This is a genomic window from Streptomyces sp. NPDC002776, from assembly GCF_053592195.1.
In genome coordinates, this window is the sequence record NZ_JBSFVG010000001.1 from 598840 (window position 1) to 618514 (window position 19675).

The following is a 19675-nucleotide window of genomic DNA, read 5'->3' on the forward strand; positions in this document are numbered from 1 at the left end:
GTCGCTGTTAGCCTTCTCGCTCCTGTATTCGATGGATGACTGTGCGCCCGGGCCGGGGGGCCTGGGTGGCGCCGGGGTGGGAAGTATTGCCGTGAACCGAAACACCACTGTCGATCTCGTGATCATCGGGCTCGGCTACGTCGGGCTGCCCCTTGCCCGGGCAGCAAGCGCTTCCGGCCTCAAGGTCGTGGGCCTGGACCGCAGCCAGCCAGTGGTGCAGGGGCTGAACTCCGGTTCCTCGCACGTCGACGACATCAGCGACGCCGATGTACGCGCCATGCTCGACCAGGGCTTCCGCGCGGTCTCCTCGCCCGAGGTCATCGCGGACGCGGCCGCCGTCGTCATCTGCGTGCCGACCCCGCTGACCGAGCACGGCGCGCCCAACCTCGGCGCGGTGGACTCCGCCGTCGCGGACATCGCGGCCCACCTCAAGCCGGGCACCCTGGTCGTCCTGGAGTCCACGACGTACCCGGGCACCACCGACGAGGTCGTCCGCCCGCGCCTGGAGGCCGGCGGCCTGACGGCGGGCGTCGACTTCTACCTCGCCTTCTCCCCCGAGCGCATCGACCCGGGGAACCCGACCTACGGCCTGGAGAACACGCCCAAGGTCGTCGGCGGCACCACCCCGGACTGCACCAAGGCGGCCCGCGCGCTGTACGAGCGCTTCGTGGGCAGCGTGGTGGAGGCCAAGGGCACGCGTGAAGCCGAGATGGCCAAGCTGCTGGAGAACACCTACCGGCACGTGAACATCGCGCTCGTCAACGAGATGGCGATGTTCTGCCGTGAGATCGGTGTCGACCTCTGGGACTCCATCCGCTGCGCCTCCAGCAAGCCCTTCGGCTTCGCGCCCTTCTACCCGGGCCCCGGCGTCGGCGGCCACTGCATCCCGATCGACCCGAACTACCTTTCTTACAAGGTGCGTTCGCTCGGTATACCGTTCCGATTCGTGGAACTGGCCCAGGAGATCAACCAGCGGATGCCCGCCCATGTCGTCGCCCGCGCGGCCGACCTGCTCAACCAGCAGGGCAAGCCGATCCGCGGCTCGCGCGTCCTCCTGCTCGGCGTCACCTACAAGCCGGACATCTCCGACCAGCGGGAGAGCCCCGCGGTGGACGTGGCCGAGCTGCTGCTCGAGCGCGGCGCCGACCTCGCGTACTACGACCCCCGCGTCGAGGGCTGGACCGTCGAGGGCACCGCGGTGCCCCGGGTCGAGGACTACCTCGCCGGTGCGGCCGACGCCGACCTGACCATCCTTCTCCAGCAGCACAGCGAGCTCGACCTGGACGCGCTGGCCGACCGGTGCCGCCTGCTCTTCGACACGCGCGGCAGGTCGGCCGACCATCCCCAGGTGGTCAAGCTGTGACCGACGCCTACATACCGGGGGCCGTCGACACCGACGGCCGCCGCCGTCACAAGCGCCGACGGCATCTGAAGGTCTCGTACTTCTTCTTCCTCGCCATCGCCGCCGTCATCGTCACCAAGCTCGACCCGGACTCGCTCCACTACTACTCGTTCGGCGCGCTCGGGCTGCTCGCCCTCAAGATGTTCGGTGCACTCTTCTACCGGCCCGCCAAGGCGGACCGCGAGGAGCTGATGCTGCTGGACAACTCCTGGGTCACCGCGGTCATCCCGATCTACAACGAGGACCCGGTGATGTTCGAGCAGGGCATGCGCAGCCTTCTCGCGCAGAGCCGGCTCCCCAACGAGATCCACATCATCGACGACGCCAGCGCCGACAACTCCGGCATCAAGGCGGCGAAGAAGATGCGCCGCGAGTTCGAGGCGCAGGGCGTGAAGTACACGGTCAGCGTGCAGCCCGAGAACAAGGGCAAGCGCGAGGCCCTCGCCCTCGGCTTCGAGGCGGCGCCGTACACCGACCTGTTCCTGTGCGTGGACTCGGACACGATCCTGTCCCGGGACACCGTCCGTGAGCTGCTGCTGCCCATGGCCGACCCGAAGATCATGGCCTCCACGGGCATGGTCCTCGCGCTCAACCACGACAGCAACATCTTCACGCGCCTGCAGGACCTGCGGTACGGCAACTCGTTCCTGTTCGAGCGGGCCGCGTACTCCCGGCTGAAGTCGGTGCTCTGCTGCTGCGGCGCGCTCTCGGTGTACCGCGGCACGCTGGTGCGCAAGTACCTGCCGGACTTCCTCAACCAGCAGTTCCTCGGCAAGCCGGCCGTCTTCGGCGACGACCGGCGCATGACGAACTACTGCCTGATGGAGGGCCAGGTCGTCTTCCAGGAGACGGCCGTCGGCTACACCGCCGTCCCCGAGAAGCTGCCGCACTTCCTGCGCCAGCAGGTCCGCTGGAACAAGTCCTTCTTCCGCGAGTCCCTGTGGGCCTTCAGGAACCAGAAGAAGTTCCGGCCCGCCTTTTGGCTGACCTGCATGGAACTGGCGCTGTGGCTGGTCTTCGGCTCGGCGATGTTCTACTCCATGGTCATCCTGCCGATCATGCAGCCGGAGCGGTTCGTCAACCACATCGGCGACTACCTGGTCTTCATGGTCCTCATGGGGTACCTGCGCAACGTCCGGTACCTGGACTTCCCCCGCCGCGGCATGGGCTTCATCAAACGCTTCGGCATGTTCCTGCTGGCCCCGCTGTACGGCGTCATCCAGCTGCTCCTGCTGACCCCGCTGCGCTTCTACGCCCTGCTCACCCTGCACAAGGGCAGCTGGGGCACCCGTCAGGGCGGCGTCGAGGTCTCGGTCGCCGGCGACCACGAGCAGGACGTCTCCGCGGTCTACGAGGAAGAGGACGAGTACTCGTCCCAGCAGGTCTCCTCCACGATCGAGATGATGCGCCTGGAGGGCATCGCCCTCGCCCGTACGGCCCCGCACGCCTCCCCGCGCAACCCCAACGGCATGGCCCACGCCTACACCGGCCACACCCAGGGCGAGCTGCACGACATGGGCCGCAACGCGCCCCAGCAGCAGGTGGCGTGGAACGGCGTGACAGAGCCGCAGCCGATCCCCGAGCAGGGCTACATCACACCGCAGTACCAGCAGCAACAGCCGCAGTACCAGCAGCAGCCGCAGCCGTACGGCGGCCGACCGCAGGGTCCGTACCAGCAGCAGCCGCAGCACCAGCAGCAGGGGTACGACCAGTGGCAGGGCCACCAGGGCCAGCAGCCCTACGTCCCGCAGCAGCCGCAGGGTCCGTACCAGCAACAACAGCAACAGCCGCCGCAGCAACAGCAACAGCAGTGGCCCCCGGAGAACCAGCCGTACGCCCCGGAGCACCAGGACGACGGCTGGTTCAACGACCGCCGCTAGCCGTCAGGCGTAGTACGCCATCGCCTCCTGGACGGTGAGCACCTCGATCTCGCGCTTGTCGATCTCCGCCATCAGCGTGCGCAGACCGGCCTGGCTGATCTCGGTGCTCGCCGCCGGCGTACCGGCCACGATCTTGTGCAGGCACAGGATCAGCCAACTGCCGCTGTTGGCACAGCGGTCCAGCGCTCCGCCCGTGCCGACCACCTTGCTCAGCGCGGTGCCGCCGATTCCCGTTCCGTCGGTGATTCCGGTCAGCGCTTTGAGCCGGTAGGGCATGGCCGGCGCAAAGCTCTCGATGGTCTCGGAAATGATCGAGCGCGCGGTGGTGAAGTGGCGGGCGGCGAGCAGATCGACGGGCACCCCGTCGGTGGTCTTCTGAAATGCGCCGTGCGGATAGGCGAAGTGCTCGCTGGTGAATCCGTTGCCGACGAGCCATTCCCGCAGCTTTGCGAAATCCGCGTCGACCTGCTGGGCGGTGAGCTTGGGGTAACTCGCCGTGTGCGTGGCGTTGGCGTAGGAGTGCCCGGCCATCTCCCAGCCGGAGGAGTCCTGGAGCGAGCGCATCTGGCCGAGGGTCACGAAGGAGCCGGTGCCGATCACATCGGCGATGTTGTACAGCGTGCCCGGCATGCCGTACGGGTCCATGACCGGACGGGCCAGATCGTGCACCGACTTGTGCGAGTCGTCGAAGGTGATGGACACCACGCCCTTGGGGAAGACGGCTTCGGTGTCGGGCACCAGCTCGACCGCCTGGAGGTGGTACGTCACCGGTGCCGCCGCGTCGTCGTAGACCGCGAAGGACATGTCGGTGAAGCCCGTCCGCACCGACGGCTCGCCCGCCGCGGAGAGCGTGTACGTGCCGGACGCGGCGGCCACGTCCGCCCACTGCAGGTGAACCGTCACCCACTCCCCGGACTGCACGTAGTTGGCCCCGGTGCCGGAGTGGGTGTGCACCCGCCAGCTGAAGGCGTTCTTCAGCCCGGAGCTGCCCAGGTAGAAGACGATCCGGCTGAGGTGGGCGGCGTCCGAGACCCGGAAGATCAGCCGGATCATCTTGCCGCTGAGGTCCATGGCGGTCATGCCGGTCTTGCGGACGTACGACTGCACCCCGGTGCCCGCGGTGGTCACCCGGACCGAGGACGTCCCCCGGGTGAAGACGGCGGTGTCGGCCGGGTTCGACGAGGCGGTCCCGGTGCCCCCCGCCGTCCAGCCGTGCCCCGACTGGAACTGCTGGCTCCAGGTCGCCCGGCGATAGCGCGGCCGCACTCCGGTCGGCGCGTACGGCGGCACCCCGAGGCCCTCGGCCGGAGCCGCGTCCGCGGTGGCCAGCGCGCCTATGCCACCCACCGTGACCAGGCCCCCGAACCCCATGGCCCGCAGCGCGGAACGCCGCCCCATCGGAGCGGAGCCCCTTTTACCTCTTCTCAAAATGCCCTCGTTCGTCAAAAGCGTTCACTTATTCATGTGTTCAATGAGACCAGTGTGACAGTAAACTCACAGTAGAACACGTGAGGTTGATGCTTTCGGTCCTACCTTCATTTTTCAAGGGCCTGGACGAGACAGGGGAATCTCGCCGCCTCACCACGACACTTCGCAGGCCCCCGGGGGGGCTGTGTACGTATGACACCGGAGGGTTCATGAACAGGGGTTCAGTCGGCCTGCGCTTCACTGCCGCGGCCGCACTGCTGGTGGCGGGTCTGGGAGCCGGCGGGGCCTTCCCGGCCGCCGCGGCCGGGACCGCACCGTGCAAGCCGACGGAGGGCTTCACCCACTGCAAGATCTTCGACCACTCGGGCGCGGCCGTGGACTTCCAGGTCCCGGCCGGGGTCGAGGAGCTGGACTTCCGCGGCTGGGGCATGGGCGGCGACGGCAATGCCTTCGCCGGCGGCGGCAATGCCGCGTATGTGGGGGGCACGCTGGACGTCACCCCCGGTGAGCACCTGACCGTCAAGGTCGGCGGCGTGCGCATCGGCGGCAAGCTCTACGGCGACGCGCTCGGCGGCAAGGGCGGCGCGGACAGCTGGGGCGGGGGCGGCGGCGCGAGCACCGCGGTCCGCGCCGCGGACGGCACCGCGCTGTTCATCGCCGCCGGCGGTGGCGGCGGCGGGACCGGCAGCCATGACCTGGGCAGCGGTGGAGACGGTGGCGCTCCCGATGGCGGCGACGCCGGCGGCGGCGACTTCGGTGGCAAGGGCGCGAAGGGCGGCCAGGGCGGCGCGGCCGGTGCCGAGGGCGGCAAGCCCGGTGCCGATCACACGCAGGGCGGTGCCGGTGGTGACGGCGGCGCCAAGGCGGGCGGTGGCGGCGCGGGGTACGCGGGTGGCGGTGGCGGCGGCGCCCGGGAGGCGAAGGGCGACGCCGGCAGCGGCGGTGGCGGCTCCAGCTACGTCGACGCCGAGCACACCTCCGACGTACGCCTGGTGAGCAGCAACACGTCCTACCCGGCGGCGAAGGACGACCCGTTCTGGGTGCACAACCCGCTCGACGACAACACGCCCGACCTCTCCGGCATCGGCCAGGGCGGCTCCAACTCCCGCGGCGGCGACGGCCGTGTGGTCTTCCAGTGGAAGGACCCCAAGGGCATCCCCGTGGTGTCCGGGCTGACCCGGGAGTCCGGTGACGATCAGACCATTGATCCGTTCGACGTCTCCGACCCGATGGTCGTCGTGGCCCGGAACAAGGACGGGGAGCCGCTGCCCGACCAGAAGGTGACCTACACCCTGGAGGACCCGAACGGCCTCGGCGTGCGGTGGGACGACTCCACCCCGGCCGAGGTGTACACGGACGCCCAGGGACGCGCCGAGTCCCCCCGCGTCATCACCGAGGAGAAGGAGGGCGCCTTCACGGTCCGCGCGACCTCCGGTGACGCCTCCACGACGTTCACCGCCCACGTCGCGGAACTGAGCCACGCCGTCGAGATCACGGGCGGCGACGACCAGCAGGCGGCCCCCGGTGAGGCCTTCGCCGAGCCGCTGACCGTCAAGGTGACCAAGCACGGTACTTCGGCGGCCGACACCGAGGTGGAGTTCAGCGTCGAGAGCAACACCGATGAGGCCCCGACGTTCGAGGGCGAGCAGTCCGTGAGCGTCACCACCGACGCCGAGGGCGAGGCCACCGCCACCGAGCTGGTCGCGGGCCAGGAGCCGGGCACGTACAACGTCCTCGCGACGGCCGGCGACGCCGGAATCCGCTTCACCGTCGAGGTGACCGAGGAGGGCGCGACCGCCTCCCCGTCCCCGAGCCCGTCCGGCACGTCCGACACCACGACCGGCGGCACCGGCAGCACCGGCGGCACCGGAGGCACCGACACCCAGGGCGACTCGGGCAGCCTCGCCCTGACCGGCGCCGCGGGCATCGGCACCCTGGCCGGGGCGGCCGCGGCCCTGGTCGGTCTCGGCTGGGCCGCGACGCGGCTGCGCAAGCGCCCCCGCACGCAGGACTGACGCCCGCCGAAAGGGGGCCCCGCGGGATTGCGGGGCCCCCTTTCAGTGCACCTGCCCCCGCACCCGCCGAGCCTGCCGCTGCCGCTCGGCGAGCTGATCGGCGGCCGGGTAGGCGACCTCTTCCAGGGTCAGCCCGTGCGGCCGTACGACATGCACGGCACTGTCCCGCAGCCGCGCGTCGAGCACCTTCCGCGGCCACTCCACCCCGCGGTGCCCGTCGCCGACGAACAGCAACGCCCCCACCATGGACCGCACTTGGTTGTGGCAGAAGGCGTCGGCCCGGACCTCGATCTCGACGACCCCGTCGGCGGTCCGCCGCACCTCGAAGTCGAAGATCTCCCGGACGGTCGAGGCCCCCTCACGCTTCTTCGCGTAGGCGGCGAAGTCATGCTCCCCGACGAGGGACTTGGCGGCGGCGTCCATCACCGCGACGTCCAAGTCCCAGTCGTGCCACAGCACATGACTGCGCAGCAGCGGATCCACCCCGCCCGGCCGGTCGGCGACCCGGTAGACGTACCGCCGCCACAGCGCCGCGAACCGCGCGTTGAACCCGTCCGGAGCCTCGCTCAGCGCCCACACCCGCACATCCTTGGGCAGCCGCCCCGCGAGCCGCTTGACCAGCTTCTCCCGGTGCTCCTCCCACAACGCGGCGGGCAGATCCACATGCGCCACCTGCCCCCGCGCATGCACCCCGGCGTCCGTCCGGCCGGCCACCGTCAGGTCGTACGTCTCCTTCGACCGCGTCACGGTCCGCAACGCGGCCTCGACCTCCCCCTGCACGGTCCGCCGCCCCCCGGCCTGCTTGGCCCACCCGGAAAACTCGGTCCCGTCGTACGACAGGTCCAGCCGCACCCGCACGAACCCGGGCTGTACGTCGTCACTCACCCAGAGATCCTCTCCACACCACACAAAAGCGGGCCCGCCCCTCGAAAGGAACGGACCCGCTGAGCGCCCCGAAGGGGCGCGGGGAACTGCGCGAGCAACCACGACAAGGCCGCGGCCGCCGACCAACAGGACCCGGCAGACGCTTACGCGTCCTTCGACTCCTCGGCAGACGTCTCCTCGGCCTCATCGGCCTTGGCCACGTCGACCTTCTTCTCCTCCGCAGCCGGCGTCTCCGCGTCCTTGGCGGCCCGCTTCGTCGCGGCCTCCGCCTCGCCGGTCGCCTCCTGCGCCACGGTCAGCGCCTCCACCAGCTCGATGACAGCCATGGGCGCGTTGTCGCCACGGCGGTTACCGATCTTGGTGATACGGGTGTAGCCACCCGGGCGGTTCTCGTAGCGCGGGCCGATCTCGGTGAAGAGCGTGTGGACGATGCTCTTGTCCGTGATCACCTGGAGCACCTGACGGCGGTTGTGAAGGTCGCCCTTCTTCGCCTTGGTGACCAGACGCTCGGCGTACGGGCGCAGCCGGCGGGCCTTCGCCTCGGTGGTGGTGATGCGGCCGTGCTCGAAGAGGCTCTTCGCCAGGTTCGCGAGGAGCAGCTTCTCGTGCGCGGCACTGCCGCCCAGACGGGCACCCTTGGTGGGCTTCGGCATTTCTTTCTCCTGTGTGTCTGCCCCGGCCGTATCAGGTACCGGGGTCAGGAACCCGGTGAGCGGATGCTCACCGGCAACGACCGATCAGTACTGCTCGGTCTCCACGAAACCCGCGTCCGCGTCGTCGTCGGCGCCGAAGGCGTCGGCAGCGGCCGTGGGGTCGAATCCGGGCGGGCTGTCCTTGAGGGCCAGGCCCATGCCGGCCAGCTTCGCCTTGACCTCGTCGATGGACTTCGCACCGAAGTTGCGGATGTCCAGCAGGTCGGCCTCGGAACGCGCCACGAGCTCACCCACGGAGTGGATGCCCTCACGCTTGAGGCAGTTGTAGGAGCGGACCGTGAGCTCCAGCTCCTCGATCGGCAGCGCCAGATCGGCGGCGAGGGCGGCGTCCGTGGGGGACGGGCCCATGTCGATGCCCTCGGCGTCGATGTTCAGCTCGCGGGCGAGACCGAACAGCTCGACCAGGGTCTTACCGGCGGAGGCCATCGCGTCACGCGGACGCATCGCCTGCTTGGTCTCGACGTCGACGATCAGCTTGTCGAAGTCGGTGCGCTGCTCGACACGGGTCGCCTCGACCTTGTACGTGACCTTGAGCACCGGCGAGTAGATGGAGTCGACCGGGATACGGCCGATCTCCTGGCCCACCTGCTTGTTCTGCACGGCGGAGACGTAACCGCGGCCGCGCTCGACCGTCAGCTCCATCTCCAGCTTGCCCTTGCCGTTGAGCGTGGCGAGGACCAGGTCGGGGTTGTGCACCTCGACACCGGCCGGGGGCGCGATGTCGGCGGCGGTGACCAGACCCGGGCCCTGCTTGCGCAGGTACATCACGACCGGCTCGTCGTGCTCCGAGGAGACGACCAGCTGCTTGATGTTGAGGATCAGGTCGGTGACGTCCTCCTTGACGCCCGGCACGGTGGTGAACTCGTGCAGCACGCCGTCGATGCGGATGCTGGTGACAGCCGCGCCGGGGATGGAGGACAGGAGGGTACGGCGCAGGGAGTTGCCGAGGGTGTAACCGAAGCCCGGCTCCAGCGGCTCGATCACGAACCGGGAGCGGAATTCGTCGACGACCTCTTCGGTCAACGACGGACGCTGAGCGATCAGCATGTGTGGATCAGATCCTTCTGTCAGGGGCGCCCGCTATTTGACGCCCTGATATGTGACAAGGGTACGGGCGATACGACTCGAAGGAGCCGTACCGCCCGAAGACCCAGCCCGCGCGAAGCGGCGCGACGCGTCAGACGCGGCGTCGCTTCGGCGGACGGCAGCCGTTGTGCGGGGTCGGGGTGACGTCCTGGATGGAGCCGACCTCGAGACCGGTCGCCTGGAGCGAACGGATGGCGGTCTCACGACCGGAACCCGGGCCCTTAACGAACACGTCGACCTTGCGCATGCCGTGCTCCTGGGCGCGGCGGGCAGCCGACTCGGCGGCCATCTGCGCGGCGAACGGCGTCGACTTCCGGGAGCCCTTGAAGCCGACGTGGCCGGCGGAGGCCCAGGAGATCACGTTGCCCGAGGGGTCCGTGATCGAGACGATGGTGTTGTTGAACGTGCTCTTGATGTGCGCGTGGCCGTGAGCGACGTTCTTCTTTTCCTTGCGGCGCACCTTCTTGGCAGCGCCCTGACGACCCTTGGGGGGCATCTGTACTCCTACGGGAGGTGGTCGGTCCTACAGCGAAGACCGCTGGACTGCGAAGTCCGCTGAGGACTACTTCTTGCCCGGCTTCTTCTTGCCGGCGATGGCGCGACGCGGGCCCTTGCGGGTGCGGGCGTTGGTGCTGGTGCGCTGACCGCGGACGGGCAGGCCACGGCGGTGCCGCAGACCCTGGTAGCAGCCGATCTCGACCTTGCGGCGGATGTCGGCCTGGACCTCACGGCGGAGGTCACCCTCGGTCTTGATGTTGCTGTCGACGTACTCACGAATCGCGACGAGCTGCTCCTCGGAGAGGTCGCGAACGCGGGTGTTCGGGTCGACGCCGGTCGCAGCCAGCGTCGCCTGGGAGAGGGTCCGACCGATGCCGAACACGTAGGTGAGGGCAACCTCCACGCGCTTGTCGCGCGGGATGTCAACACCGGAAACGCGTGCCATTCAATGGCTCCTGGTGATCTTCGGAGGTCTTCCGCAGAACCGATTCCCAGCCGCCGTACCAGGTACGAACTGGGTCCCCGGCCTCCGAACCGGGGGTGTCAGACGATCGCTCGCCTGGGTTCTGCGTATGAACAAATTCAGCTTGCGTCGCGCGAAGTCTCTGCGAAAGAAGTGCAGAGGGAAAGGTCGTGCGTCAGCCCTGGCGCTGCTTGTGGCGCGGGTTGTCGCAGATGACCATGACCCGACCGTGACGGCGGATCACCCTGCACTTGTCGCAGATCTTCTTGACGCTCGGCTTGACCTTCATGGGATTGAGGTTCTCCGGGTCAGTGCCATCACCCCGCCGAAACGGAGCGCGGGCAAGATCTACTTGTAGCGGTAGACGATCCGGCCACGCGTCAGGTCGTACGGAGACAGCTCCACCACGACCCGGTCGTCAGGGAGGATGCGGATGTAGTGCATGCGCATCTTGCCGCTGATGTGTGCCAGGACCTGGTGGCCGTTCTGGAGCTCGACCTTGAACATGGCGTTCGGAAGAGACTCGACGACAGTGCCCTCGATCTCGATGGCACCTTGCTTCTTGGCCACGCTTCGCCCTTCGAATCGACTACCTTGATCGACTCAGTGCGAGCGCATGCAGACATGCGGGTACACAAGAGCCGACGAGTCAGTCTACGACAGCGCACCCGGAAACACGAATCGACCAAGTCTGCCCTGCCACACAGATCATTAAGCACGCGAACCCAGGGGCACAGAAAACCGCACTCCAGGCCCCCGAGCCGCTCAGGCCAGCGGATCCGGCGCGGCAGTGATTCCGTACTCCGCCAGCTTCGCCTTGCCGCCGTCCGGGGCCGTCAGGACCAGCGGACCCTGCTCCGTCAGCGCGACGGAATGCTCCCAGTGCGAGGACCAGGTGCCGTCCGTGGTGATGACCGTCCAGTCGTCCTCGAGGACCTCGGTCTTCGGGGTGCCGAGGGAGACCATCGGCTCGATGGCCAGGCAGAAGCCCGGCACCAGCTTCGGGCCCTTGCCGCGCCGGCGCTCGACGTAGTTCAGCAGGTGCGGGTCCATGTGCATCTCGGTGCCGATGCCGTGGCCGCCGTAGTCCTCGATGATGCCGTAGCGACCGCCGCCGACCTTGGGCTGGCGGCGGATGTAGGTCTCGATGGCCCGGGAGATGTCGACGAGCCGGTTGCCCGGCTTCATCGCCGCGATCCCGGCCCACATCGACTCCTCGGTCACCCGCGAGAGCTCGACCAGCTCCGGGGCGTGACCGGACCCCACGAACGCCGTGTAGGCGGCGTCTCCGTGCCAGCCGTCCACGATCGCGCCGCAGTCGATGGAGATGACGTCCCCGTCCTTCAGGACGACCTCGTCGGACGGGATGCCGTGGACGACGACCTCGTTCACGGAGGTGCAGATCGTCGCCGGGAACCCGCCGTAGCCGAGGAAGTTCGACTTGGCCCCGTGCTCGGCGAGCACCTTGCGCGCGACCTCGTCCAGGTCCTTGGTGCTGGCCCCGGGCACCGCGGCCTCCCGGGTCGCCGCATGAATGGCCGCGACGACCAGTCCCGCCTCACGCATCTTGGCGATCTGCTCGGGGGTCTTGATCTGCACCATGGCGGCGGGGGCCTTTCTGGAACCGGCGAAGGGGACTACCTCAACCATACGGGCGGCCACGCGCGGCCGTGCCGCCGGAGCGGGACCGCCCACGCAGCAGCCGCGGCCCCCTGACAAGGGAACCGCGGCTGTCGCACCGTACAAAGACCTACTGCGAGGCGCCCTCGCGCTTCAGCGCGGCCAGCGCCCGGCCCGTGACCTCGTCCACCTGACCCATGGCCTCGATCGTCACGACCAGACCCTGCGCCTTGTAGTAGTCGATGATCGGCTCGGTCTGCGTGTGGTAGACCTCCAGCCGCGTCCGGACGGTCGCCTCGGAGTCGTCGTCCCGCTGGTACAGCTCGCCGCCGCAGACGTCACAGACGCCTTCCTTGGCCGGCTTCTTGTACGAGACGTGGAAGACGTGCGCGGAGTCGTTGCGGCAGATGCGCCGGCCGGCGATCCGCTTGACGACCTCCTCCTCCGGGGCCTCCAGGTCCAGCACCGCGTCCAGGGTGATGCCCTCGGTGGTCAGCAGCTCGTCCAGCGCCTCGGCCTGGGACACATTCCGCGGAAAGCCGTCCAGCAGGAAACCGCCCTCGGCGTCCGGCTGCTCCATGCGGTCCTTGGCCATCGCGATGGTGACCTCGTCCGGCACGAGATTGCCCGCGTCCATGTAGGACTTCGCGAGCTTCCCGAGCTCCGTCTGCCGGCTGATGTTGGCGCGGAACAGGTCGCCCGTGGAGATGTGCGGGATGTTCAGCTTCTCGGCAAGGCGCGTGGCTTGCGTTCCCTTACCGGCGCCCGGCGGCCCGACGAGGACGATTCGCATCAGCGGAGGAACCCTTCGTAATTGCGCTGCTGGAGCTGGCTCTCGATCTGCTTCACGGTCTCGAGACCGACACCCACGATGATCAGGATGCTGGTGCCACCGAACGGGAAGTTCTGGTTGGCGCCGAAACCGGCCAACGCAATCGTCGGGACGAGAGCGATCAGACCCAGATACAGCGAACCCGGCCAAGTGATCCGGTTGAGCACGTAGCTCAGGTACTCAGCGGTCGGTCGGCCAGCCCGGATGCCCGGGATGAAGCCACCATACTTCTTCATGTTGTCGGCGACTTCCTCGGGGTTGAAGGAGATCGCCACATAGAAGAACGCAAAGAAAACGATGAGCAAGAAGTACACAGTGATGTAAATCGGATGGTCGCCTGTGACGAGATTCGCTTCGATCCAGGATTTCCAGCCCGAAGTACCGCTCGAGAACTGCGCGATCAGTGCCGGGATGTAGAGCAGCGACGAGGCGAAGATGACGGGAATCACACCCGCCTGGTTCACCTTCAGCGGGATGTACGTGGACGTACCACCGTAGGAACGGCGCCCGATCATGCGCTTCGCGTACTGCACGGGAACGCGGCGCTGGGCCTGCTCGACGAAGACGACCAGGCCGACCATGACGAACCCGACGAGCATGACGGTGCCGAACTCGATCCAGCCGTCGGCCAGGCTGCCCTGCGTCTTGATGGCCCACAGCGCGGACGGGAAGGTGGCGGCGATCGAGATGAACATCAGGATCGACATGCCGTTGCCGATGCCGCGGTCGGTGATCAGCTCACCGAGCCACATGACCATGGCCGTACCGGCGGTCATCGTGATGACCATGGTGACGGTGACGAAGATCGAGCGGTCCGGGACGATCTGGCCGGCGACCGTGCAGCCGGAGAAGAGGGCGCCGCTGCGGGCGGTGGCGACGAGGCCGGTGCCCTGCAGGATGGCGAGCGCCACTGTCAGGTAACGGGTGTACTGCGTGATCTTCGCCGTACCGGCCTGGCCCTCCTTCTTCAGGGCCTCCAGTCGCGGGATCACCACGGTCAGCAGCTGCAGAATGATGCTCGCCGTGATGTACGGCATGATGCCCAGCGCGAAGACCGTGATCTGCAGCAGCGCGCCGCCACTGAACATGTTGACCAGACCGAACAGGCCCTGGTTGCCGGACGCCTCGTCCACACACTGCTGGACGGACGTGTAATCGACACCGGGGATCGGTACATGCGTACCGATCCGGTAGATCACGATGATGCCGAGCGTGAAGAGCAGCTTCTTGCGCAGGTCGGGCGTCTTGAACGCCCGGGCGAACGCGGTGAGCACGGTGCCTCCTGCGACCCCCGCGCTACTGCGTCAAGGGTGACGGTCTTGAGGTTCGACGATTAGGTAACGGTCAACTGCCGCTCAGAGTGCCGCATGTGAAGCACCCAGTAAAAGTTGGCAGTGCAGGCCACCTTACCCGCGAGACTGCCACCCTAGGAACGACCAACCGGGGATACCCCATTTGTGGGGTATCCCCGGTCGGGATCGCTCAAGTCATCGAGACGCCTGATGTGTTCAGACGAGCTCGGTGACGGTACCGCCGGCGGCGGTGATCTTCTCCTTGGCGGAGCCGGAGACGGCGTCGACCGTCACCTGCAGCGCCACGGAGATCTCGCCCTGGCCGAGGACCTTGACGAGGCTGTTCTTGCGAACGGCACCCTTGGCCACCAGACCCTCGACGGTGACCTCGCCACCCTCGGGGTAGAGCGAGGCCAGCTTGTCGAGGTTCACGACCTGGTACTCGGTCTTGAACGGGTTCTTGAAGCCCTTGAGCTTCGGGAGGCGCATGTGGAGGGGCATCTGCCCGCCCTCGAAGCGCTCCGGAACCTGGTAACGGGCCTTGGTGCCCTTGGTGCCACGACCGGCCGTCTTACCCTTCGACGCCTCACCACGACCGACACGGGTCTTGGCGGTCTTGGCGCCGGGAGCCGGACGGAGGTTGTGGATCTTGAGCGGGTTGTTCTCCGCCATGATCAGTCGACCTCCTCGACCGTCACGAGGTGGCGGACGGTGTGCACCATGCCGCGGAACTCGGGGCGGTCCTCCTTGACGACCTGCGTGTTGATGCCCTTGAGACCAAGGGAACGCAGGGTGTCACGGTGGTTCTGCTTGCTGCCGATGTACGACTTCGTCTGCGTGATCCTGAGCTGAGCCATTACGCAGCACCAGCCCCGGCACGCGCACGCAGCAGAGCCGCGGGAGCGACGTCCTCGAGCGGCAGACCGCGGCGGGCCGCGATCTCCTCGGGACGCTGCAGGCCCTTCAGGGCCTCCACGGTCGCGTGCACGATGTTGATCGCGTTCGAAGAGCCGAGCGACTTCGACAGGATGTCGTGCACGCCGGCGCACTCGAGCACGGCACGCACCGGACCACCGGCGATAACGCCGGTACCGGGGGAAGCAGGCTTGAGCAGGACGACGCCCGCAGCCTTCTCACCCGTGATCGGGTGCGGGATGGTGCCCTGGATACGGGGGACCTTGAAGAAGTGCTTCTTGGCCTCCTCCACACCCTTGGCGATGGCGGCCGGCACCTCCTTGGCCTTGCCGTAACCGACACCCACGGTGCCGTCACCGTCGCCCACTACGACGAGCGCAGTGAAGCTGAAGCGACGACCACCCTTCACAACCTTGGCGACGCGGTTGATCGCGACAACGCGCTCAACGTACGCGGTCTTCTCGGCGGCAGCTGCGCCGCCGTCACGGCCCTTCCGGTCCCGCCGCTCGCCGCCACCGGCACCGCCACCGCGGCGCTGGGGTCCAGCCATTGGATTTACCTCTCTCTTTTCCGCTAGCTACGAACGGCTCAGAACTTCAAGCCGGCTTCGCGGGCGGCGTCCGCCAGGGCAGCAATGCGCCCGGCGTACTGATTGCCACCACGGTCGAATACGACAGCCTCGACGCCGGCGGCCTTGGCACGCTCGGCGACCAGGGCTCCGACCTGCTTGGCCTGGGCCGACTTGTCGCCCTCGCCACCGCGGACCGAGGTGTCCAGGGTGGACGCCGACGCCAGGGTGTGACCCTTGATGTCGTCGATCACCTGGGCCACGATGTGGCGGTTCGAGCGGGTAACGACCAGACGGGGACGCTCCGCCGTACCGGCGATCCGCTTGCGGATCCGGATGTGACGGCGCTTGATCGCGGCGCGCTTGTAGGCGTCGCCCTTCAGGATCTTCTGTCCGTATGCCATGGCTTACTTACCCGCCTTTCCGACCTTGCGGCGGATGACTTCGCCCTCGTACTTGACACCCTTGGCCTTGTACGGGTCGGGCTTGCGCAGCTTGCGGATGTTGGCCGCAACCTCGCCGACCTTCTGCTTGTCGATGCCCTCGACCTGGAAACGGGTCGGGGTCTCCACCTTGAAGGCGATTCCCTCGGGGGCCTCGACCGTGATCGGGTGGCTGTAGCCGAGCGCGAACTCGAGGTTCGAGCCCTTGGCGGTCACGCGGTAACCGACACCACTGATCTCGAGCTTCTTCACGTAACCCTGGGTCACGCCGGTGATCATGTTCGCCACCAGCGTGCGGGACAGGCCGTGCAGGGCCTTGTTCTGACGCTCGTCGTTGGGGCGGGTGACGTTCAGAACGCCGTCCTCACCCTTGACGATCTCGATCGGCGCCGAGACGGTGTGGGTCAGTTCGCCCTTGGGGCCCTTGACCTTCACCGTACGGCCGTCGATGGTGACGTCCACGCCGGCGGGAACCGCGATGGGGAGCTTGCCGATGCGCGACATAGCTGTTTCCTCCGTTCCCTTCCGTTACCAGACGTAGGCGAGAACTTCTCCGCCTACGCCCTTCTTGCCGGCCTGCTTGTCGGTGAGGAGCCCGTGGGACGTGGAGATGATCGCCACGCCGAGGCCACCCAGCACCTTGGGCAGGTTGGTGGACTTCGCGTACACCCGGAGACCGGGCTTGGAGATCCGCTTGATGCCCGCGATGGAGCGCTCACGGTTCGGGCCGAACTTCAGCTCGAGAACGAGGTTCTTGCCGACCTCGGCGTCCTCGACCTTCCAGCCCGTGATGAAGCCCTCCTGCTGGAGGATCTCCGCGATGTGCGACTTGATCTTCGAGTGCGGCATCGCCACGGTGTCGTGGTACGCCGAGTTCGCGTTCCGCAGACGCGTAAGCATGTCTGCGATCGGATCAGTCATGGTCATGAATTGGCCTTCGGCCTCTCTCGCCGGGGTTTCCAGGTGCCCATCCCTCTCCTCGATCCGAGACGAGGCGGGTGCGGTGCGGTGGACCTACGGCGTAGTAAGTCGTACGGGCGACCATCAGGCGCCCAACCCTCCAAGCCTAAGCCATGAAGGGGAGGGCGCCTGACACGCCCAGTGCTTACCGAGAGACTCCGGAATCCCTGAAAGCAGGGACTACCAGGAGCTCTTGGTCACGCCCGGCAGCTCGCCACGGTGAGCCATCTCACGAAGGCACACGCGGCACAGGCCGAACTTGCGGTACACGGAGTGGGGACGGCCGCAGCGCTGGCAGCGCGTGTAGCCACGCACGCCGAACTTGGGCTTGCGAGCAGCCTTTGCGATCAGAGCCTTCTTCGCCATCTCGCTCACGCCTCCTTGAAGGGGAAGCCGAGGTGACGAAGGAGCGCGCGGCCCTCAGCGTCGTTGGTCGCCGTGGTGACCACGGTGATGTCCATACCCCGGACGCGGTCGATCTTGTCCTGGTCGATCTCGTGGAACATGACCTGCTCCGTGAGACCGAAGGTGTAGTTGCCCCGACCGTCGAACTGCTTGGGGGACAGACCACGGAAGTCGCGGATGCGCGGCAGCGCGAGCGACAGGGTGCGGTCCAGGAACTCCCACATGCGGTCGCCACGGAGCGTGACGTGGGCACCGATCGGCTGACCCTCACGCAGCTTGAACTGCGCGATGGACTTGCGGGCCTTGGTGACGGCCGGCTTCTGACCGGTGATCGTGGTGAGGTCGCGGATGGCGCCCTCGATCAGCTTGGAGTCGCGGGCGGCGTCGCCCACACCCATGTTGACCACGATCTTGACGAGGCCGGGAATCTGCATGACGTTCTCGTACTTGAACTCTTCACGCAGCTTGCCCGCGATTTCCTCGCGGTACTTCGTCTTCAGACGCGGAGTGGTGGTGGTAGCCATCAGATGTCCTCACCCGTCCGCTTGGCAACGCGGATCTTGTTGCCCTCATCGTCGAAGCGGTAACCGACACGCGTGACAACCTTGTTGCCGTCCTTCTCAACGACCAGCTGGACGTTGGAGACGTGGATCGGCGCCTCGGTCGTGACGATGCCGCCGGCCTGCGAACCGCGAGCGGTCGGACCGGCCTTGGTGTGCTTCTTGACCCGGTTGACACCCTCGACCAGGACGCGCTCGTCGCGCGGGTAAGCGGCAATGACCTTGCCCTGCTTGCCCTTGTCCTTACCGGTGATGACCTGGACCAGGTCGCCCTTCTTGATCTTCATGCTTACAGCACCTCCGGCGCGAGCGAGATGATCTTCATGAACTTCTTCTCGCGCAGCTCACGGCCGACCGGGCCGAAGATACGGGTGCCGCGAGGGTCGCCGTCGTTCTTCAGAATGACGGCGGCGTTCTCGTCGAAGCGGATGTACGAGCCGTCCGGACGGCGGCGCTCCTTGACGGTGCGAACGATGACCGCCTTGACGACGTCACCCTTCTTCACGTTGCCACCGGGGATCGCGTCCTTGACGGTGGCGACGATGACGTCACCGATGCCCGCGTAGCGGCGACCGGAGCCACCGAGCACACGGATGCAAAGGATTTCCTTCGCACCAGTGTTGTCGGCGACGCGCAGTCGCGACTCCTGCTGGATCACGTCTATCTCCTGTTTGTCTGCCGGTTCCCGGGGCGGGGTCTCATGACCCCGCCCCGAGCCTGGCGGAACTGACCTGCGGGATTACCCCCGCAGGAATACCTTGCTTAAGGAATTCCCTTACGGGAATTACTTGGCCTTCTCGAGGATCTCGACGACGCGCCAGCGCTTCGTCGCGGACAGCGGACGCGTCTCCATGAGGAGGACGCGGTCGCCGACGCCCGCGGCGTTCTGCTCGTCGTGGGCCTTGAGCTTGTTCGTACGGCGGATGACCTTGCCGTACAGCGCGTGCTTCACACGGTCCTCGACGGCGACGACGACGGTCTTGTCCATCTTGTCGCTGACGACGAGACCCTCACGGGTCTTGCGGAAGCCTCGGGCCTCTGTGTTCTCAGTCACGTTGTTCTCGCTCATGCGTTCTCCACCGTTTCGATGCCCAGCTCACGCTCGCGCATCAGGGTGTAGATCCGCGCGATGTCCTTACGGACGGCCTTGAGCCGACCGTGGTTCTCGAGCTGACCAGTCGCCGCCTGGAAGCGGAGGTTGAACAGCTCTTCCTTGGCTTCGCGGAGCTTCGCCAGAAGCTCCTCGTCACCCAGTTCGCGCAGCTCGGACGCCTTGGTACCGGCCGACATCACGCTTCACCTGCCTCGCGCTTGACGATCCGGCACTTCATCGGCAGCTTGTGGGCTGCGCGAGTCAGGGCCTCACGGGCGATCTTCTCGTTGGGGTAGGACAGCTCGAACATGACCCGGCCCGGGTGCACGTTCGCGATCCACCACTCGGGAGAACCCTTACCGGAACCCATGCGGGTCTCGGCAGGCTTCTTCGTGAGCGGGCGGTCCGGGTAGATGTTGATCCAGACCTTGCCGCCACGCTTGATGTGGCGGGTCATCGCGATACGGGCCGCCTCGATCTGGCGGTTGGTCACGTACGCCGGCGTGAGGGCCTGAATGCCGTACTCGCCGAACGCGACCGTCGTACCGCCCTTGGCCTGACCACGGCGCTTCGGGTGGTGCTGCTTGCGGTGCTTGACCCTACGGGGGATCAGCATG

Annotated in this window: 27 protein-coding genes; 3 read left to right on the plus strand and 24 right to left on the minus strand. The window is 67.3% G+C overall.

Translation table 11 applies throughout. The features are described 5' to 3' along the window. The first annotated feature begins 91 nt into the window (after positions 1–91). Positions 92–1363 (plus strand): nucleotide sugar dehydrogenase, encoded by a 1272-nt coding sequence (locus tag ACWD11_RS02705; protein ID WP_451280848.1) that lies wholly within the window; start codon positions 92–94, stop codon positions 1361–1363. Further along, positions 1360–3282, plus strand: coding sequence for a glycosyltransferase (locus tag ACWD11_RS02710; RefSeq protein WP_451280850.1), 1923 nt, complete (start codon positions 1360–1362; stop codon positions 3280–3282). The genes ACWD11_RS02705 and ACWD11_RS02710 overlap by 4 nt, the downstream gene beginning before the upstream one ends. 3 nt (positions 3283–3285) lie before the next feature. Here the strand turns inward: ACWD11_RS02710 and ACWD11_RS02715 are convergent, their stop codons facing one another. Continuing rightward, on the minus strand, positions 3286–4680 hold the full coding sequence (locus ACWD11_RS02715) for a polysaccharide deacetylase family protein (RefSeq protein ID WP_451280852.1): 1395 nt from the start codon (positions 4678–4680) through the stop codon (positions 3286–3288). A gap of 239 nt (positions 4681–4919) precedes the next feature. Between ACWD11_RS02715 and ACWD11_RS02720 the strand changes: the two genes are divergently transcribed. Then, positions 4920–6725 carry a hypothetical protein gene (locus ACWD11_RS02720; RefSeq protein ID WP_451280854.1) on the plus strand — a complete coding sequence of 602 codons (1806 nt, stop codon included), beginning with the start codon at positions 4920–4922 and terminating at the stop codon, positions 6723–6725. 42 nt (positions 6726–6767) lie between these two features. Here the strand turns inward: ACWD11_RS02720 and truA are convergent, their stop codons facing one another. The 23 genes from truA to rplP form a co-directional block, all read right to left on the minus strand. Further along, on the minus strand, positions 6768–7610 hold the full coding sequence (gene truA, locus ACWD11_RS02725) for a tRNA pseudouridine(38-40) synthase TruA (RefSeq protein WP_451280856.1): 843 nt from the start codon (positions 7608–7610) through the stop codon (positions 6768–6770). Between the two features lie 143 nt (positions 7611–7753). Then, complete coding sequence (rplQ, locus tag ACWD11_RS02730; protein ID WP_389415422.1) at positions 7754–8263, minus strand: 50S ribosomal protein L17; 510 nt, start codon at positions 8261–8263, stop codon at positions 7754–7756. 84 nt (positions 8264–8347) lie between these two features. Beyond that, complete coding sequence (locus tag ACWD11_RS02735) at positions 8348–9370, minus strand: DNA-directed RNA polymerase subunit alpha (protein WP_003966937.1); 1023 nt, start codon at positions 9368–9370, stop codon at positions 8348–8350. Positions 9371–9500: 130 nt separating this feature from the next. Then, on the minus strand, positions 9501–9905 hold the full coding sequence (rpsK, locus tag ACWD11_RS02740; RefSeq protein ID WP_003956432.1) for a 30S ribosomal protein S11: 405 nt from the start codon (positions 9903–9905) through the stop codon (positions 9501–9503). A 66-nt stretch (positions 9906–9971) separates the two neighbouring features. Further along, positions 9972–10352, minus strand: coding sequence for a 30S ribosomal protein S13 (rpsM, locus tag ACWD11_RS02745; RefSeq protein ID WP_389415423.1), 381 nt, complete (start codon positions 10350–10352; stop codon positions 9972–9974). A 193-nt stretch (positions 10353–10545) separates the two neighbouring features. Further along, complete coding sequence (gene rpmJ / locus ACWD11_RS02750; RefSeq protein WP_003974245.1) at positions 10546–10659, minus strand: 50S ribosomal protein L36; 114 nt, start codon at positions 10657–10659, stop codon at positions 10546–10548. A gap of 59 nt (positions 10660–10718) precedes the next feature. After that, complete coding sequence (gene infA / locus ACWD11_RS02755; RefSeq protein WP_003948620.1) at positions 10719–10940, minus strand: translation initiation factor IF-1; 222 nt, start codon at positions 10938–10940, stop codon at positions 10719–10721. 195 nt (positions 10941–11135) lie between these two features. Then, positions 11136–11972, minus strand: coding sequence for a type I methionyl aminopeptidase (map, locus tag ACWD11_RS02760; protein WP_389415639.1), 837 nt, complete (start codon positions 11970–11972; stop codon positions 11136–11138). Positions 11973–12120: 148 nt separating this feature from the next. Then, positions 12121–12783, minus strand: a complete 663-nt coding sequence (locus ACWD11_RS02765; RefSeq protein ID WP_389415424.1) for an adenylate kinase — start codon at positions 12781–12783, stop codon at positions 12121–12123. Beyond that, positions 12783–14096, minus strand: coding sequence for a preprotein translocase subunit SecY (secY, locus tag ACWD11_RS02770; RefSeq protein ID WP_250070977.1), 1314 nt, complete (start codon positions 14094–14096; stop codon positions 12783–12785). The genes ACWD11_RS02765 and secY overlap by 1 nt, the downstream gene beginning before the upstream one ends. Before the next feature lie 234 nt (positions 14097–14330). Beyond that, positions 14331–14786 (minus strand): 50S ribosomal protein L15, encoded by a 456-nt coding sequence (gene rplO, locus ACWD11_RS02775; RefSeq protein ID WP_053846784.1) that lies wholly within the window; start codon positions 14784–14786, stop codon positions 14331–14333. A gap of 2 nt (positions 14787–14788) precedes the next feature. Further along, a complete protein-coding gene (gene rpmD, locus ACWD11_RS02780) occupies positions 14789–14971 on the minus strand; it encodes a 50S ribosomal protein L30 (protein WP_053846785.1) in 183 nt (60 codons plus the stop codon). Further along, a complete protein-coding gene (gene rpsE, locus ACWD11_RS02785) occupies positions 14971–15579 on the minus strand; it encodes a 30S ribosomal protein S5 (RefSeq protein ID WP_013001409.1) in 609 nt (202 codons plus the stop codon). Before rpsE ends, rpmD begins: the two co-directional genes overlap by 1 nt. A gap of 38 nt (positions 15580–15617) precedes the next feature. Further along, a complete protein-coding gene (rplR, locus tag ACWD11_RS02790; protein ID WP_067018998.1) occupies positions 15618–16001 on the minus strand; it encodes a 50S ribosomal protein L18 in 384 nt (127 codons plus the stop codon). Between the two features lie 3 nt (positions 16002–16004). Continuing rightward, on the minus strand, positions 16005–16544 hold the full coding sequence (gene rplF / locus ACWD11_RS02795) for a 50S ribosomal protein L6 (RefSeq protein ID WP_389415425.1): 540 nt from the start codon (positions 16542–16544) through the stop codon (positions 16005–16007). Between the two features lie 24 nt (positions 16545–16568). Beyond that, entirely contained in the window at positions 16569–16967 is a 399-nt protein-coding gene (gene rpsH / locus ACWD11_RS02800; protein ID WP_015658459.1) for a 30S ribosomal protein S8, read from the minus strand. A gap of 213 nt (positions 16968–17180) precedes the next feature. Then, on the minus strand, positions 17181–17366 hold the full coding sequence (locus ACWD11_RS02805; protein WP_003948630.1) for a type Z 30S ribosomal protein S14: 186 nt from the start codon (positions 17364–17366) through the stop codon (positions 17181–17183). Between the two features lie 5 nt (positions 17367–17371). Next, on the minus strand, positions 17372–17929 hold the full coding sequence (gene rplE, locus ACWD11_RS02810) for a 50S ribosomal protein L5 (protein ID WP_250070976.1): 558 nt from the start codon (positions 17927–17929) through the stop codon (positions 17372–17374). Beyond that, a complete protein-coding gene (gene rplX, locus ACWD11_RS02815; RefSeq protein ID WP_053674523.1) occupies positions 17929–18252 on the minus strand; it encodes a 50S ribosomal protein L24 in 324 nt (107 codons plus the stop codon). Before rplX ends, rplE begins: the two co-directional genes overlap by 1 nt. Positions 18253–18254: 2 nt before the next feature. Beyond that, complete coding sequence (rplN, locus tag ACWD11_RS02820) at positions 18255–18623, minus strand: 50S ribosomal protein L14 (protein ID WP_003998823.1); 369 nt, start codon at positions 18621–18623, stop codon at positions 18255–18257. A gap of 126 nt (positions 18624–18749) precedes the next feature. After that, complete coding sequence (gene rpsQ / locus ACWD11_RS02825; protein ID WP_004984524.1) at positions 18750–19034, minus strand: 30S ribosomal protein S17; 285 nt, start codon at positions 19032–19034, stop codon at positions 18750–18752. Then, complete coding sequence (gene rpmC / locus ACWD11_RS02830; protein WP_030831683.1) at positions 19031–19255, minus strand: 50S ribosomal protein L29; 225 nt, start codon at positions 19253–19255, stop codon at positions 19031–19033. Before rpmC ends, rpsQ begins: the two co-directional genes overlap by 4 nt. After that, positions 19255–19674, minus strand: coding sequence for a 50S ribosomal protein L16 (gene rplP, locus ACWD11_RS02835; RefSeq protein ID WP_004927269.1), 420 nt, complete (start codon positions 19672–19674; stop codon positions 19255–19257). The genes rpmC and rplP overlap by 1 nt, the downstream gene beginning before the upstream one ends. Position 19675: the final 1 nt, after the last annotated feature.